This window comes from Cellulomonas sp. EB106-03-03-XG116 (genome assembly GCF_058792015.1).
In genome coordinates, this window is the sequence record NZ_JBYTEP010000020.1 from 1 (window position 1) to 14,361 (window position 14,361).

Annotated in this window: 15 protein-coding genes and 2 tRNA genes; 4 read left to right on the plus strand and 13 right to left on the minus strand. The window is 74.2% G+C overall.

What is annotated here, in order from left to right; genetic code table 11:
* Positions 1 to 208: 208 nt before the first annotated feature.
* The 6 genes from AC3WUG_RS09560 to AC3WUG_RS09585 all read right to left on the minus strand — a co-directional run bounded on the left by AC3WUG_RS09560 (position 209) and on the right by AC3WUG_RS09585 (position 4,577).
* A tRNA-Glu gene (locus tag AC3WUG_RS09560) sits at positions 209 to 281 on the minus strand.
* A 102-nt stretch (positions 282 to 383) separates the two neighbouring features.
* A tRNA-Gln gene (locus AC3WUG_RS09565) sits at positions 384 to 455 on the minus strand.
* A 185-nt stretch (positions 456 to 640) separates the two neighbouring features.
* Positions 641 to 1,399 (minus strand): HAD family hydrolase, encoded by a 759-nt coding sequence (locus AC3WUG_RS09570; RefSeq protein WP_492327432.1) that lies wholly within the window; start codon positions 1,397 to 1,399, stop codon positions 641 to 643.
* Positions 1,396 to 2,901, minus strand: coding sequence for a glutamate--tRNA ligase (gltX, locus tag AC3WUG_RS09575; protein ID WP_492327433.1), 1,506 nt, complete (start codon positions 2,899 to 2,901; stop codon positions 1,396 to 1,398). Before gltX ends, AC3WUG_RS09570 begins: the two co-directional genes overlap by 4 nt.
* Before the next feature lie 57 nt (positions 2,902 to 2,958).
* Positions 2,959 to 3,741, minus strand: a complete 783-nt coding sequence (locus AC3WUG_RS09580; RefSeq protein WP_324844429.1) for a fumarylacetoacetate hydrolase family protein — start codon at positions 3,739 to 3,741, stop codon at positions 2,959 to 2,961.
* A gap of 14 nt (positions 3,742 to 3,755) precedes the next feature.
* Positions 3,756 to 4,577: a methyltransferase domain-containing protein gene (locus tag AC3WUG_RS09585; RefSeq protein WP_492327434.1), complete on the minus strand. Its 822-nt coding sequence runs from the start codon at positions 4,575 to 4,577 to the stop codon at positions 3,756 to 3,758.
* 123 nt (positions 4,578 to 4,700) lie between these two features.
* On the opposite strand from AC3WUG_RS09585, the gene AC3WUG_RS09590 reads away from it, so the two are divergent.
* Positions 4,701 to 5,756: an acyltransferase family protein gene (locus AC3WUG_RS09590; RefSeq protein WP_492327435.1), complete on the plus strand. Its 1,056-nt coding sequence runs from the start codon at positions 4,701 to 4,703 to the stop codon at positions 5,754 to 5,756.
* A 22-nt stretch (positions 5,757 to 5,778) separates the two neighbouring features.
* Here the strand turns inward: AC3WUG_RS09590 and AC3WUG_RS09595 are convergent, their stop codons facing one another.
* From AC3WUG_RS09595 to AC3WUG_RS09615, 5 genes are all read right to left on the minus strand, one after another.
* On the minus strand, positions 5,779 to 6,441 hold the full coding sequence (locus AC3WUG_RS09595; protein ID WP_492327436.1) for a pyridoxine/pyridoxamine 5'-phosphate oxidase: 663 nt from the start codon (positions 6,439 to 6,441) through the stop codon (positions 5,779 to 5,781).
* Positions 6,442 to 6,517: 76 nt separating this feature from the next.
* Positions 6,518 to 6,982: a PTS sugar transporter subunit IIA gene (locus tag AC3WUG_RS09600; protein ID WP_166938756.1), complete on the minus strand. Its 465-nt coding sequence runs from the start codon at positions 6,980 to 6,982 to the stop codon at positions 6,518 to 6,520.
* Complete coding sequence (locus AC3WUG_RS09605; protein WP_147796028.1) at positions 6,982 to 7,212, minus strand: PTS sugar transporter subunit IIB; 231 nt, start codon at positions 7,210 to 7,212, stop codon at positions 6,982 to 6,984. Before AC3WUG_RS09605 ends, AC3WUG_RS09600 begins: the two co-directional genes overlap by 1 nt.
* An 81-nt stretch (positions 7,213 to 7,293) precedes the next feature.
* Positions 7,294 to 7,539 (minus strand): PTS sugar transporter subunit IIB, encoded by a 246-nt coding sequence (locus tag AC3WUG_RS09610; protein ID WP_147796027.1) that lies wholly within the window; start codon positions 7,537 to 7,539, stop codon positions 7,294 to 7,296.
* Complete coding sequence (locus AC3WUG_RS09615) at positions 7,536 to 8,351, minus strand: GntR family transcriptional regulator (RefSeq protein ID WP_492327437.1); 816 nt, start codon at positions 8,349 to 8,351, stop codon at positions 7,536 to 7,538. Before AC3WUG_RS09615 ends, AC3WUG_RS09610 begins: the two co-directional genes overlap by 4 nt.
* Positions 8,352 to 8,606: 255 nt before the next feature.
* Here AC3WUG_RS09615 and AC3WUG_RS09620 point away from each other — a divergent pair, with 255 nt between their 5' ends.
* Positions 8,607 to 9,959 carry a PTS transporter subunit EIIC gene (locus tag AC3WUG_RS09620; RefSeq protein WP_492327438.1) on the plus strand — a complete coding sequence of 451 codons (1,353 nt, stop codon included), beginning with the start codon at positions 8,607 to 8,609 and terminating at the stop codon, positions 9,957 to 9,959.
* 85 nt (positions 9,960 to 10,044) lie between these two features.
* On the opposite strand, the gene AC3WUG_RS09625 is transcribed toward AC3WUG_RS09620, so the two are convergent.
* Complete coding sequence (locus AC3WUG_RS09625; RefSeq protein WP_492327439.1) at positions 10,045 to 10,314, minus strand: HPr family phosphocarrier protein; 270 nt, start codon at positions 10,312 to 10,314, stop codon at positions 10,045 to 10,047.
* A gap of 124 nt (positions 10,315 to 10,438) precedes the next feature.
* Complete coding sequence (gene rnhA, locus AC3WUG_RS09630) at positions 10,439 to 10,903, minus strand: ribonuclease HI (protein WP_492327440.1); 465 nt, start codon at positions 10,901 to 10,903, stop codon at positions 10,439 to 10,441.
* Here rnhA and AC3WUG_RS09635 point away from each other — a divergent pair.
* Complete coding sequence (locus tag AC3WUG_RS09635) at positions 10,902 to 13,541, plus strand: DEAD/DEAH box helicase (protein ID WP_492327441.1); 2,640 nt, start codon at positions 10,902 to 10,904, stop codon at positions 13,539 to 13,541. The two genes, rnhA and AC3WUG_RS09635, sit on opposite strands and share 2 nt — an antisense overlap.
* 115 nt (positions 13,542 to 13,656) lie before the next feature.
* A complete protein-coding gene (locus tag AC3WUG_RS09640) occupies positions 13,657 to 14,313 on the plus strand; it encodes a VIT1/CCC1 transporter family protein (protein ID WP_492327442.1) in 657 nt (218 codons plus the stop codon).
* Positions 14,314 to 14,361 lie beyond the last annotated feature (48 nt).

Consider the following 14,361-nt stretch of genomic DNA (forward strand, 5'->3'; position numbering starts at 1 on the left):
CCGCCGCGCCCGCCCGCCCGCCGCGCCCGCCCGCCGCGGCCGCCCGCCGCGCCCGAGGTCGAGGGCTTGCCCCGCCGACCCCCCCCCGGAAGCCCTCGACCTCGCCGAAAACGCTCGACCTCGCGGAGATCGCTCGACCTCGCGGGCCGAGCCTCCCCGCGGACAGCAGAAAGGCCGGCCGCCTGCTGGCGACCGGCCTTTCCTGATGTACCCCCAAGGGGATTCGAACCCCTGTTACCGCCGTGAGAGGGCGGCGTCCTAGGCCACTAGACGATGGGGGCCTAGTTGATCTCACCGCCGGGGCGGCTTGACCGGGTCTTACTGTACTGCATCCTGCTCGGCCTCTTCAAATCGGCCTTTCCGGGCCGTTCTGCGAAACCTTGCTGGGGTACCAGGACTCGAACCTAGACTAAGTGAACCAGAATCACTCGTGCTGCCAATTACACCATACCCCAATGGCACTTCCGGCCATTCCTCCGGCCTCGCAGCCAGCGCCGACCGGCGCACGGGGCGCCTGAGGGAGCGGGTTGGAGGACCGGCGTTCTGGACGCCGTGCCGACCGAGAACATTACCGGAGGAACGGGCCTGCTCCAAACCGGCCGCTCGCGACGCGCGTCACAGGCGTCGCGAGCGGGTCCGGTCAGAGCCCCAGGACCCCCGGCAGCTCCGCGAGCGACGTGATCACGACGTCCGTCGGCAGCGCCTCGGTGTCGTTGGCGTGCTTCGCCCCGAGCTGCGGCCGCGCGAGCCACACGCCGCGCAGCCCGGCCGCCACCGCGGCGCGCGCGTCGACGTCGAGCTCGTCCCCGACGTAGGCCGTCCGCCCCGGCGAGGTCCCCAGCCGGCGGCACGCCTCGGCGAACACCCGCGGGTCGGGCTTGCCGAACCCGAGGGTGTCGACGCCGACCAGCAGCGGCACGTCGTCGGCGAGGCCCGCGCGGGTGAGCTTGCGCACCTGGTACTCGGTCGCGGCGTTGGTCAGCGCGCCGACCTTGATCCCCGCGTCGAGCAGCCCGCGCACCACGTCGGCGGCGTCGTCGTGCGCGGCCCACGAGCCGGTGAACCGGTCCTCGAACAGCGTGTTCCACCGGTCGTACGCGGCGTCGTCCAGGACGGGCCCGCCGAAGGCCGCGTGCAGGTCGTTGGCCCGGCCCATCCGCTGCTCGCGGTAGGACACCTCGCCGCGGGTGTACCGGCGGTACCGGCCGTGCGCGTCGGCCCGCCAGTGGTCGAGCACCTCTGCGTCCCGCGCCGGGTCGAGCCCCGGCAGCCACTCCCGGGACACGGCGGCCAGGGCCGCGGCGAACGCCCCGTGCGTGTCGACCAGCGTGTCGTCGACGTCGAACAGCACCCCGTCGACGGCGCGCTCCCCCGCCGGCCCCGCAGCCGCGGCCGTCACAGCGACGCGCGCAGCGCGGCGATCCGGGCGAGCGTCGAGTCCCGCCCCAGGATCTCCAGCGACTCGAACAGCGGCGGCGACACCCGGCGCCCGGACACGGCCACGCGCAGCGGCGTGAACGCGAACCGCGGCTTGATCCCGAGCCCGTCGACCAGCGCGGCCTGCAGGGCGTCCTGGACGGCGTCGGTGGTGAACCCGTCCTCGGGCAGCGCCGACAGCGCCTCGGTGGCCGCGTCGAGCACCTGGGCGGCGGTGTCCTTGAGCGCGCCGCGGGCGTCGTCCTCGACCACGAGCGCGTCGTCGGCCGTGAACAGGAACCCGAGCATCCCGACGGCCTCGCCGAGCAGGGTGACGCGCGTCTGGATCAGCGGAGCCCCCGCGTCGAGCAGCGCACGGTGCTCCGGCGACAGATCCGCGTAGGAGTCGGCGGGCACCAGGCCGGCGCGGTGCAGGTACGGCACCAGGCGGTCGCGGAAGTCGTCGGGGGCGAGCAGCCGGACGTGCTCGGCGTTGATGGCCTCGGCCTTCTTGAGGTCGAACCGCGCGGGGTTCGGGTTCACGTCGGCGACGTCGAACGCCTCGACCAGCTCGGCGACCGAGAAGATGTCCCGGTCCGGGCCGATCGACCAGCCGAGCAGCGACAGGTAGTTCAGCAGCCCCTCGGGCGTGAAGCCGCGCTCCCGGTGCAGGAACAGGTTCGACTCGGGGTCGCGCTTGGAGAGCTTCTTGTTGCCCTCGCCCATGACGTACGGCAGGTGGCCGAACGCCGGCAGGACGGTGGCGACGCCGATCTCGAGCAGCGCGCGGTACAGCACCACCTGGCGCGGGGTGGACGACAGCAGGTCCTCGCCGCGCAGGACGTGCGTGATGCCCATGAGCGCGTCGTCGACCGGGTTCACCAGCGTGTAGAGCGGGTGCCCGTTGCCGCGGACGATCACGAAGTCCGGGACCGAGCCGGCCTTGAACGTGACGTCGCCGCGGACGAGGTCGGTGAACGTGACGTCCTCGTCCGGCATCCGCAGGCGCAGCACGGGCTCGCGGCCCTCGGCGCGGTACGCGGCCTTCTGCTGGTCGGTGAGGTCCCGGTCGAAGCCGTCGTAGCCGAGCTTGGGGTCGCGGCCGGCGGCGCGGTGCCGGGCCTCGACCTCCTCCGGCGTCGTGAACGACTCGTAGGCGTAGCCGCCCTCGACGAGCCGGCGCGCGACGTCGGCGTACAGGTCCATGCGCTGCGACTGCCGGTACGGCTCGTGCGGGCCGCCGACCTCGACGCCCTCGTCCCAGTCCAGGCCGAGCCAGCGCAGCGCGTCGAGCAGCTGCTGGTACGACTCCTCGGAGTCGCGCGCCGGGTCGGTGTCCTCGATCCGGAACACGAACGTGCCGCCGACGTGCCGCGCGTACGCCCAGTTGAACAGGGCGGTGCGGATCAGGCCGACGTGCGGCGTACCGGTCGGGGACGGGCAGAAGCGGACGCGCACCGGCGTCGCGGGGGCAGCAGCACTCACGCGCTCCACCCTAGCGAGCGCGGCGGGCCTCCCCCGCCGCGCTCGGGCCCCGCGACGTCAGGACCGACGCAGCACCGGGTTGCGCAGGGTGCCGATCTCCTCGACCTCGACCTCGACGACGTCCCGCTCGGCCAGCAGGCCGACGCCCGCCGGGGTGCCGGTGAGGATGATGTCGCCCGGCAGCAGCGTGAACACCTCGGAGATGTACGAGATCAGGTACGCGACGTCGAACACCATCTGCGACGTCCGGCCGTCCTGCTTCGCCTCGCCGTTGACCCGGGACCGCACGGCCAGGTCGTCGACCTCCAGCCCCGGCACGACCCAGGGGCCGATCGGGCAGGACGAGTCGAACCCCTTGGCGCGGGTCCACTGCGAGTCGGACCGCTGGGCGTCGCGGGCGGTGACGTCGTTGGCGACGGTGTAGCCGAACACCTTGCTCAGGGCGTGCTCGGGCGAGACGTCCTTGGTGACCTTGCCGATGACCACGGCGAGCTCGGCCTCGTAGGAGACCTCCTCGGTCCAGTCCGGCAGCACGATCGGGTCGTCCGGGCCGACCACGGCGGTGTTGGGCTTGAGGAACAGCAGCGGCGACGCCGGGACCTCGTTGCCCATCTCGGCGGCGTGGTCGACGTAGTTCCGGCCGACGCCGATGATCTTGGACCGCGGGATCACCGGGGCGAGCAGCCGGACGCCGTCGCCGAGCGGGATCCGCTCGCCGGTGGGCTGCACCGGGGTGTAGATCGGGTCGCCGCTGATGACGACGAGCTGCTCCTGACCCGGCTCCCCCTCCACGAGGGCGTAGCGGGGGTCGTCTCCGGTGGTGAACCTGGCGATGCGCACGGCCCCACCCTAGGTCAGACCCGGGCGAGCACCTCGCCGTGCAGCACCGCGAACCAGCCGTCCGGGTGGGTACCCCACTCGCGCCAGCCGGCGGCGAGCTGCTCGAGCCCCACCTCGTCGGCGAGCCCGTGCTCGACGGCCTGCCGGGCGAAGTCCGACGCGACGCAGCGCTCGGCCCACAGGTCGGCCCACCAGGTGCGGTCCTCGTCCGAGGCGTAGCTCCACACCCCGGCGGTCGGGACGAGGCCGTCCGGGTCGAACCCGGCCGCGAGCGCCCAGGAGTGCAGCCGGCGGCCGGCGTCGGCCTCGGCGCCGTTGGCCTGGGTGACCTCGTGGTAGAGCGCGGACCACTCGTCGAGCACCGGCGACGCGGGGAACCAGGTCATCCCGGCGTAGTCCGCGTCCCGCACGGCGACGACGCCGCCGGGCCGGGTCACGCGGCGCAGCTCGCGCAGCGCGGCGACCGGGTCGGTGAGGTGCTGCAGCACCTGGTGCGCGTGCACGACGTCGAAGGACGCGTCCGGGAACGGCAGCGCGTAGGCGTCGCCGACCTGGAAGGTCACGTTGTCCGCGCCGGCCTTCGCCGCCTCCTCGCGGGCGATCTCGAGCACCCGCTCCGAGCGGTCGAGGCCGACGACGGCGCCGGGCGCGACCCGCGACGCGAGGTCGACGGTCACCGTGCCGGGGCCGCAGCCCACGTCGAGCAGGGACTGGCCGGGCTGCAGGGCCGGCAGCAGGTAGGCCGCCGAGTTCTCCGCGGTGCGCCACCGGTGGGAGCGCAGCACGCTGTCGTGGTGGCCGTGGGTGTAGACGTCGGCCTGGTGCGTGTCGGTCACGCTCCGACGGTAGCCCGGTCACCGGACTGCGTTCCAGTGGGCGGTACGCGGCATCCCGGTGGGCGAGACGATGCGGCGGAGGTCACGCCCCGGCGGCGCCCGGCGCCCCGCTAGCGTGACGCCATGCAGCGGATCACCGGGGTGGACGTCGCCCGCGGCCTGGCGGTGCTGGGCATGCTCACCGCGCACGTCGGCCCCGGCGGGCCCGGCGACCCGTGGCCGTGGTCGCTCGCGCAGGTCGTCGACGGCCGGTCCGCCGCGCTGTTCGTGCTGCTGTCCGGGATCTCCGTCGCGCTGATCTCCGGCGGTTCGTCGCCCGTGTCCGGCGTCCGGCGGGTCCAGGCGCGCGCGAAGATCCTGGTCCGGGCGTTCGCGGTGCTCGGCATCGGGGTGGCGGTGATCCTGCTCGGCACGCCGATCGCGGTGATCCTGCCGACGTACGCCGTGCTGTTCGCGTGCGCGACGCCGCTGCTGGGCGCGTCCCCGCGGCGGCTGCTCGGCGGGGCGGTCGCCGTGGCGGCGTTCGGGCCGCTGCTGCACCTCGCCCTCCAGCCCGTGTTCCTGCGGCTCCCGGGGCGCGAGCTCACCGACCTGCTGGTCGGCGACTACTACCCGGCGGTCGTGTGGTTCGCGTACGTCCTGGTGGGGCTGGCCGTCGGGCGGATGGACCTCCGGGACCGCGGCGTGCGGCTCCGGCTGCTGGGCGCCGGGGTGGCGCTCGCCGTCGTGGCGCACGCGGCGTCGGCGCTGCTGACCCGGGTGGTCGCGGCGGACGAGACCCTGGTCGCGCTCGTCACCACCGAGCCGCACTCCTCCTCCGGCCTCGAGGTCGTCGCGAACACCGGGGTCGGCCTCGCGGTGCTCGCGCTGTGCCTGATCGTGGCCGACGCGGTCCCGGCGCTGGTGGCCCCGCTGGCCGCGACCGGTGCGCTCGCGCTGACGGCCTACACGGCGCAGCTGGTGGCGATCGCCGCGCTCGGCGACGCCGTGGTGTGGGAGCCGGACGCCGGGACCTGGGTCGCGTTCCTCGTCGTGACGGTGCTGGCGTGCTGGCTCTGGCGCGCGGCGCTGGGCCGGGGCCCGCTGGAGCGGCTGCTGCACACGCTGGCGGCGCGCGCGGCGGACGTGTCCCCGGACGTCCTCCCGCCCCGGGACGCGGTGCCGGCCGCGCGGGACTGAGGCTCGCGCGCGGCGGGGCCGCTCACGGCCAGTCGAGGTGCCGGTCCCACCGGTCCTCGGCGCGGGTGTACCGGACCCGCAGGTGCGCCCGGTCCGAGTCGCCCTGCCACAGCTCGACCTCGTCGGGCTCGACCGCCCACAGCTGCCAGGTCGGCAGCACCAGCCCCGGCTCCCGGTCGACCCGCGCGCGGGCCTGCTGCACAGCGGCGTGCAGCTCCCCCGCGGACAGCAGCCGCTCCCCCGGCCGGGACGCGAGCGCCGCGGCGCGGCTGCTCGGCGAGCGGCGCAGGAAGTCGGCCGCGCACGTGGCCGCGTCCAGCGCCCGGGCCCGCCCGACGACCCGCACCTGCCGGCCCAGCGGCTGCCAGTAGAACGTCAGCGCCGCCCGCGGCTCGGCCGCGAGGTCCTGCGCCTTGCCGGCCCGGGCGTCGCTCGCGAACACCCACGCCCCGTCCGCGACGTCGGCGAGCAGCACGACGCGCGCGTGCGGCGCTCCGTCGGGCCCGACCGTCGACAGGCACAGCGCGTGCGGCTCGGGCACGCCGGCGGCGACGGCGGCGGCGAACCAGTCCTGGAACGCGTCGACCGGGTCCGCCGGGAGGGCGTACGGGTCGACCTCGGGCAGGTCGCCGGTGAGCGCGGGCAGCGACCGGAGCAGGTCGCGGGTGCTCGGGCGGGGCAGCATGCCGTTCAGTATCCGGCCGGGTCTCGCGCCGCGTCCGGGACACCGGCCGGGACCTCGGCGGGTCCCGGCCGGCGCCTCAGCCCAGCGCGAGCAGCGGGTCGCCCGCCGCGACGCGGGTGCCCGGCTCCGCGAGCCGGGTGAGCGAGTCCGGCTGCGCCTCGAGCCCGACGACGGGGCAGATCGCCGACCGCCCGCCGGCCTCGACCGCGGCCGGGTCCCACTCGACCAGCAGCTGGCCCTGCTCGACCGCGTCGCCCTCGGCGACGTGCAGCGTGAAGCCCTCGCCGCCGAGCTGGACGGTGTTGATGCCGAGGTGCACCAGCACGCCGCGGCCGCCCTCGGCGAGCAGCACGAACGCGTGCGGGTGCAGCTTGGCGACCGTGCCGGCGACCGGGGCGACGACCGAGCGGCCGGCGCCGGACTCGGCGTCCGGCTGCACGGCCAGGCCCGGGCCGACGATCTCCTGGGCGAACACCGGGTCGTCCACGTCCGCGAGCGCGTGCACGACTCCGGCGACCGGCGCGAGGACGGTCAGCGCCATCAGCGCAGGTCCTCGATGTCCGAGGCCAGCGTGTCCGCCTCGGGCCCGACGATGACCTGCACGACCGTGCCGGACTGCATCACCGCGATGGCCCCGGCGGCCTTGAGGACGGACTCGGTCACCTTCGACGGGTCCTCGACCTCGACGCGCAGCCGGGTGATGCAGGGCTCGAGGTCGACGATGTTCGCGTCGCCGCCGAGTCCGGCCAGGATCTGCTCTGCCTTGCTCATGGTTCTTCTCCTTCGTGGCTCCCGCCGGTGCGGTGCGGCGGGTCGGTGGTGGCGGGCGGCGGCCCGGGCGGGCCGCCGCTGTCACATGAGGTCCTCCAGGTCGGAGGCGAGGGTGTCGACGCTCGGGCCGATCACGACCTGCACCACCCGCCCGGACACCATCACGCCGAACGCGCCGGCGGCGCGCAGGGCAGCGGCGTCCACCCGGGACGGCTCCTTCACGAGCGACCGCAGCCGCGTCGTGCACGGCTCGATCTCGTCGATGTTCCCCACCCCGCCCAGGCCGGCGAGGATCGCCTCGGCCTGGCCGGTGCCCCGCGCGCTCATCCGGTCCTCCCGTCCTCGAGGGTCGCGCCCACGGCCGCCCGCTCGTCGAGCCGCTCGTCGCCGTCACGCAGCCGCGGCACCAGGGCCGGCGCCGGTGCGCTGAGCGGCACCCACACGCTGTACCGGTCGCCGCGGTAGCAGGCGTTCGAGTACATCGCGGGCGTGTCCGCGCTGAACGTGCGCCGGGTCGCGCGCAGCACCGCCCGCGTCCCGCGCAGGTCGAGCAGCGCCGCCTCCTCGTCGGTCGCCTCCGCGGCGGTCAGCGTCTCCTCGCCCCAGGACGGGTCGAGGCCGACGGCGCGCAGGGCGTCGTGCATGCTCGGCGGCGGGCCGTCGGCCAGCAGCCCGGGGACCAGGCCGACCGACACCCAGTGCTGCTCGATGCTCATCGGCGACCCGTCCGCGTACCGGACGCGGCGCAGGTGGTGCAGCGGGGCGCCCGGCTCGGTGCCGAGCGCGTCGGCGGCGTCCGCGGTGGCGGGCACCGTCCCCATGCCGAGCACCCGCGTCTCGGGCCGCATCCCGCGGCGGCGCATCTCCTCGCCGAACGTGGTCAGCCGCATCTCGAAGTCCATGCGCTGCGGCGCGACGAACGTGCCGCGGCCCTGCTCGCGCACCAGCACGCCCTCGCCGACGAGCGCGTCGACGGCCTGGCGCACGGTCATCCGGGAGACGCCGAACCGCTCGCACAGCGCCCGCTCGGACGGGATCGCGTCGCCGACGTGCAGCTCGCGCTCGACCAGGCCGACCAGGTAGGCGCGGACCGCCTGGTACTTGTGGGCGCCGGGCGCGGCGGACTGCTTCGCGTGCACGCGCTCACCCTCCCACCTCGGTCGCCCTCGTCCGCACCACCGGGTGGCCGTCCGGGCGGTGCACGGGCGGTCGTGTGGTCCTTGACACATACTCCGGTCTAGACCACTCTGACCGCAACTGGTCCAGACAACTTGCCGAACTCGACGGCGACCACGCAAGTTCCGCACCAAGCGCACCGCGTGCCCACACCTCCCCCCGACCCGTGGGCGCCCCCGTCCGGCGGCGCCCACGACCCGAACTCACGAGGAGTGACCATGACCGCCACCACGGTCGATACCCCCAAGCGGGGCATCCCCGGACTCGCGCAGCTGCAGCGCGTGGGTCGATCCCTCATGCTCCCGATCGCCTCCCTGCCCGCCGCCGCGCTGCTCCTGCGGCTCGGCCAGGCGGACATGCTCGGCGCCGACGGCCTGGGCGCCCGCGCCGACTGGCTGCTGCCGGTGGCCGACGTGCTCGCCGCCGCGGGCAACGCGCTGCTCGGCAACCTGCCGCTGCTGTTCGCGCTCGGCGTCGCCATCGGGTACGCCCGCAAGGCCGACGGGTCGACGGGCCTCGCGGCCCTCGTGGGCTACCTCGTGTTCAAGGGCGTCACGGACGCGCTCTCCCCGTACATCCTGGGCGAGGCGGCCGAGGGCGAGACGCAGGAGCTCATCAACTACGGCGTGCTGGGCGGCATCGTCATCGGCCTGACCGCCGCGCTGCTCTACCAGCGGTTCTACCGGATCAAGCTGCCCCCGTACCTGGCGTTCTTCGGCGGCCGCCGGTTCGTGCCGATCGTCACCGCGGGCGCCGCGGTCCTGATCGCCGTCGTCGCGGCCCTCATCTACCCGGCGTTCGACGCGGGCTTCACCGCGGTGGGCGAGTGGGTCACCGGCTCGACCATCATCGGCGGCTTCGTCTTCGGCACCCTGAACCGGCTGCTGCTGCCGTTCGGCCTGCACCACCTGCTGAACTCGCTGCCGTGGTTCCAGTTCGGCTCCTACGAGGCCGACGGCCAGGTGTGGAACGGCGACATCGCCCGGTTCCTGCACGGCGACCCGACCGCCGGCACCTTCATGACCGGCTTCTTCCCGATCATGATGTTCGCGCTGCCCGCCGCCGCCCTGGCCATCGTGCACACCGCGAAGAAGAAGAACCGCAAGGTCATCGCGGGCATCATGGGCTCGGCCGCGCTGGTCGCGTTCGTCACCGGCGTCACCGAGCCGCTCGAGTTCGCGTTCGTGTACGTGGCGTACCCGCTGTACGCGATCCACGCCGTGCTCACCGGCACCTCGCTCGCGCTGGTCAACGCCCTCGACATCCGCAGCGGGTTCGGGTTCTCCGCGGGCGGCATCGACTACCTGCTGAACTTCCGGATCGCCGAGCAGCCGCTGCTGCTCATCGTGATCGGCCTGGTCTACGCGGTCATCTACTACTTCCTGTTCCGGTTCATGATCCTGAAGTTCAACTTCAAGACCCCGGGCCGGGAGGACGACCCCGTCGCCGAGGGCGCGGGCGACGAGGCCACCCGTGCCGCGGACACCGCCCCGGCCGAGGCCCCGCGGGCGACGGTCCCCGCCGCGGCGGTCGAGTCCCGCGCGGACGACCCGGGCCGTCGCCGCGAGTAGTCCGACCGGAAACGAGTGGAGCGTTCTGCCCGACACGCGCGGCGTGTCTCGGCAGAACGCTCCACTCGTGCGTTCCGGGGGTACGTCAGGCGATCTCCACCTGGCTCAGGAACTTCTCCAGCGCGTCGAGGCTGGCCTCGGCGTCCGGGCCGTCGGCCTCGGTCGTGAGCACGAGCGTCTCGCCCGCGGCCGCGCCGAGGGTCATGATCCCGAGGATGCTCGCGGCCTGGACCGGGGCGGCGTCGCCCTTGCGGACAGTGACCGGCACCGGCTGCTTGCCGGCCTCCGCGACGAACAGGGCGGCGGGGCGGGCGTGCAGACCCTCCGCGATGGCGACGACGACGGACCGTTCCATGCCTGACCTCCGGTGCGAGCGGGAGCGTGCCCGGCGGTGGGCACGATCCCGACTGTAACTGGTCTGGACCAGCCGCGGGGAGCCGCGCGCCGCGCGGGTCCGCTCCGCGCGCCCGCCGCGCGGGTCAGCCCGCGCGCACTTCGTCGACGCCCTTGTTCGCCAGCTGGTCGGCGCGCTCGTTGCCCGGGTCGCCGGCGTGGCCCTTGACCCAGTGCCAGGAGATCGCGTGCCGGGCGACCTGCTCGTCGAGCGCCTGCCACAGGTCCTGGTTCTTCACCGGCTTCTTGTCGGCCGTCCGCCAGCCGTTGCGCTTCCAGCCGGCGATCCACTTGGTCACGCCCTGCATCACGTACTGCGAGTCGACGTGCAGGTCGACCCGGCACGGCTGGTTGAGCGCCTTCAGCCCCTCGATGACGGCCCTGAGCTCCATGCGGTTGTTCGTCGTCACGGCCTCGCCGCCGAACAGCTCGCGCTCGTGCCCGTTCGAGCGCAGCAGCGCGCCCCAGCCGCCGACGCCGGGGTTGCCCTTGCAGGCGCCGTCCGTCCACATCTCGACGGCGGGCGGGGTCGTGCCGGGGGCGTCGCTCATGGTCGCCCACTGTAGGGCCGCCGAACCGTGGAAGGATCGGCCGGTGCCCCTCACCGACCGCCGGACCCTCGCCGACCGCGTCCCCGCGAACCCCCAGGACGCCGACGCGCTCTACGAGGCGTTCACCGGCTGGGCGGCCGACCAGGGCCTCGCGCTCTACCCGCACCAGGACGAGGCGCTGCTGGAGCTGGTGACCGGCTCGCACGTCATCCTGTCGACGCCCACGGGCTCCGGGAAGTCGCTGGTCGCCACCGCCGCGCACTTCGTCGCGCTCGCGCAGGGCCGGCGCACGTACTACACCGCCCCGCTCAAGGCGCTGGTGAGCGAGAAGTTCTTCGCCCTGGTCGAGGCGTTCGGGTCGGCCAACGTCGGCATGATGACTGGCGACTCCGCCGTGAACCCGGACGCCCCGATCATCTGCTGCACCGCGGAGATCCTGGCCAACCAGGCGCTCCGCCAGGGCCCGGGCGCGGACATCGGCCAGGTCGTCATGGACGAGTTCCACTTCTACGCCGACCCGCAGCGCGGCTGGGCGTGGCAGGTGCCGCTGCTGGAGCTGCCGCGCGCCCAGTTCCTGCTCATGTCGGCGACGCTCGGCGACGTGTCGTTCTTCGTCGACGACCTCGAGCGGCGCACCGACGTCCCCGTGGCCGTCGTCGCGGGCGCCGAGCGGCCGGTGCCGCTGACGTTCTCCTACGAGATCGAGCCGCTGCACGAGCTGCTGGAGATGCTCGTGCAGACCGGCCGCTCCCCCGTGTACGTCGTGCACTTCACGCAGAAGGAGGCCGTCGAGCGGGCGCAGGCGCTGCTGTCGATGACCCTCGCCTCCCGGGAGCAGCGCGACCGGATCGCCGACGAGCTGGGCGACTTCCGGTTCGGCCCGGGCTTCGGCAAGACGCTGTCCCGGCTGCTGCGGCACGGCGTCGGCGTGCACCACGCGGGCATGCTGCCCAAGTACCGTCGGGTCGTCGAGCGGCTGACCCAGAAGGGCCTGCTCCGGGTCGTCTGCGGCACCGACACCCTCGGCGTCGGCATCAACGTGCCGATCCGCACGGTGCTGCTCACCTCGCTGGTGAAGTACGACGGCACCCGGATGCGGCACCTGTCCGCCCGCGAGTTCCACCAGATCGCCGGGCGCGCCGGCCGGGCCGGGTTCGACACCACGGGCGAGGTGTACGTGCTCGCACCCGAGCACGTGATCGAGAACCGCAAGGCGCTGCAGAAGGCCGGCGACGACCCGAAGAAGCTCAAGAAGATCGTCCGCAAGCAGGCGCCGTCCGGGATGGTGAACTGGACGGACAAGACGTTCGAGCGCCTGCGGGACGCCGAGCCCGAGCCCCTGACCTCGTCGTTCGGCGTGTCGCACGCGATGGTGCTCAACGTGCTGGCCCGCCCGACCGGCGACCCGGTCGAGACCATGAAGCACCTGCTGCTCGACAACCACGAGCCCGAGGCGTCGCGGGGCCGGCTGGTCCGGCAGGCGATCGCGATCTACCGGTCGCTGCGCACGGCCGGCGTGGTCGAGCGGGTCGTCGAGGACGGCCCCGGCCCGGAGCGGCTGCGCCGCACGGTGCGGCTGACGCTCGACGTACCCCCGACGTTCGCGCTGAACCAGCCGCTGTCCCCGTTCGCGTACGCCGCGCTCGACCTGCTCGACCTCGAGGACCCCGGCTACGCGCACGACGTGGTGTCGGTCATCGAGGCGACGCTGGACGACCCGCGCCAGGTGCTCGCGGCGCAGGAGAACCGTGCCCGCGGCGAGGCCGTCGCGGCGATGAAGGCCGACGGCATCGAGTACGAGGAGCGGATGGCGCTGCTCGAGGACGTGTCGTACCCGAAGCCGCTCGCCGAGCTGCTGGGCGCGTCGTTCCAGATCTACAAGCAGACCAACCCGTGGGTCGCCGACCACGAGCTGTCCCCGAAGTCGGTCGTCCGCGACATGCACGAGCGAGCCGCGACGTTCGCCGAGCACGTGTCGCTCTACCAGCTCGACCGCACCGAGGGCGTACTGCTGCGCTACCTCGCGGACGCGTTCCGGGCGCTGCGGCAGACCGTCCCCGACGACCTGCGGACCGAGGAGCTGCACGAGATCGTCGAGTGGCTGGGCGACCTGGTGCGGCGCACCGACTCCAGCCTGCTCGACGAGTGGGAGCGGCTCGCGCACCCGGAGGACCTGGACGACGCCACGGTCACCGAGTCCCGGCCGGAGGACGACGCTCCCCCGCCGATCACCGTCAACAAGCGGGTGTTCCGGGCGCTGGTGCGGGGCGCGCTGTTCCGCCGGGTCGACCTGGCCGCGCGCGAGGCGTACCCGGCGCTGGCGGCGCTCGGCGACCAGGACGCCGCGGACCAGCCGTGGACCGCCGACCGGTGGGGCGACGCGCTCGACCCGTTCTACGACGACCACGACGAGATCCTGACGGGCCCGGCGGCCCGCGGACCTGCGCTGTTCCAGGTCGACGAGCGGCCGGCCGGGCACGGCGAGGCGGGCGCGCGCGGCGACCTGTGGTTCGTGCGCCAGCTGCTCGACGACCCGGCCGGCGACCACGACTGGCGCATCGACGCCCTGGTCGACCTGCCCGCCTCGGACGCCGCCGGCGAGGTCGTGCTGCGGGTGCTCGCGGTGGGGCCGCTCTGACCTGCGGGAACGGCTTGATCGATTCCAGATGAGGACAGGCAAACCTGCGTTTCCGCAGGTCAGGGCAGCCTTTCCTGTGATGACAGGACGTCATCTCCGGCCTACCGTGGCTGCCATGAGCGCCCTGTCGACCCACTTCCTGGACCGTGACCGCACCGCCGACCAGGCGCCCCGGCGCGCCCCCGAGCCGGGCGCTCCGGGCTCCGTCGACGCCGGCCCCGGCGCGCCGTCCGCGGTCGTCCTGCCGACCGCGGAGCGGCTGAACTGGCTGCGCGCCGGCGTGCTCGGCGCGAACGACGGCATCGTCTCCGTCGCCGCCACCGTGGTGGGCGTCGCGGGCGCGGCGACCGGGCTCGCGACCCTCGCGGTCGCCGGCGTCGCCGCCCTCGTCGCGGGCGCGCTGTCGATGGCGGCCGGCGAGTACGTCTCGGTCAGCAGCCAGCGCGACGCCGAGAAGGTCCTCCGCGCGCACGGCGTCCGGGACGCCGAGGAGTCGTTGACCAACCCGTGGCACGCGGCGCTGGCGTCGCTCGTGGCGTTCGTGGTCGGCGGCGTCGTGCCGCTGCTCGCGATGCTCGGCCCCTGGGGCGGCGAGGCGCGCGTGGTGGCGACGTTCGCGGCGGTCGTGGTCGCGCTGGTCGTGACCGGCACGGTGAGCGCCCGCCTCGGCGGCGCCCCGGCCGGCCGCGCGGTGCTGCGCAACGTCGTGGGCGGCAGCCTCGCGATGGCGATCACGTACGGCGTCGGCTCCCTGGTCGGCCTGGCGCTCTGACCCGCCGGGCCCCCGCCCCCGAGGTCGACGGTTCCGCCCCAGGTCGTC

What these genes read in the sequence shown, in the direction of transcription:
- AC3WUG_RS09610 (WP_147796027.1), bottom strand. Translation starts at nt 7,539, where the DNA reads ATGAGCGCGCGGGGCACCGGCCAGGCCGAGGCGATCCTCGCCGGCCTG.
- AC3WUG_RS09600 (WP_166938756.1), bottom strand. Translation starts at nt 6,982, where the DNA reads ATGGCGCTGACCGTCCTCGCGCCGGTCGCCGGAGTCGTGCACGCGCTC.
- AC3WUG_RS09625 (WP_492327439.1), bottom strand. Translation starts at nt 10,314, where the DNA reads ATGGAACGGTCCGTCGTCGTCGCCATCGCGGAGGGTCTGCACGCCCGC.
- AC3WUG_RS09595 (WP_492327436.1), bottom strand. Translation starts at nt 6,441, where the DNA reads ATGCTGCCCCGCCCGAGCACCCGCGACCTGCTCCGGTCGCTGCCCGCG.
- AC3WUG_RS09640 (WP_492327442.1), top strand. Translation starts at nt 13,657, where the DNA reads ATGAGCGCCCTGTCGACCCACTTCCTGGACCGTGACCGCACCGCCGAC.
- rnhA (WP_492327440.1), bottom strand. Translation starts at nt 10,903, where the DNA reads ATGAGCGACGCCCCCGGCACGACCCCGCCCGCCGTCGAGATGTGGACG.
- AC3WUG_RS09635 (WP_492327441.1), top strand. Translation starts at nt 10,902, where the DNA reads ATGGTCGCCCACTGTAGGGCCGCCGAACCGTGGAAGGATCGGCCGGTG.
- AC3WUG_RS09590 (WP_492327435.1), top strand. Translation starts at nt 4,701, where the DNA reads ATGCAGCGGATCACCGGGGTGGACGTCGCCCGCGGCCTGGCGGTGCTG.
- AC3WUG_RS09620 (WP_492327438.1), top strand. Translation starts at nt 8,607, where the DNA reads ATGACCGCCACCACGGTCGATACCCCCAAGCGGGGCATCCCCGGACTC.
- AC3WUG_RS09605 (WP_147796028.1), bottom strand. Translation starts at nt 7,212, where the DNA reads ATGAGCAAGGCAGAGCAGATCCTGGCCGGACTCGGCGGCGACGCGAAC.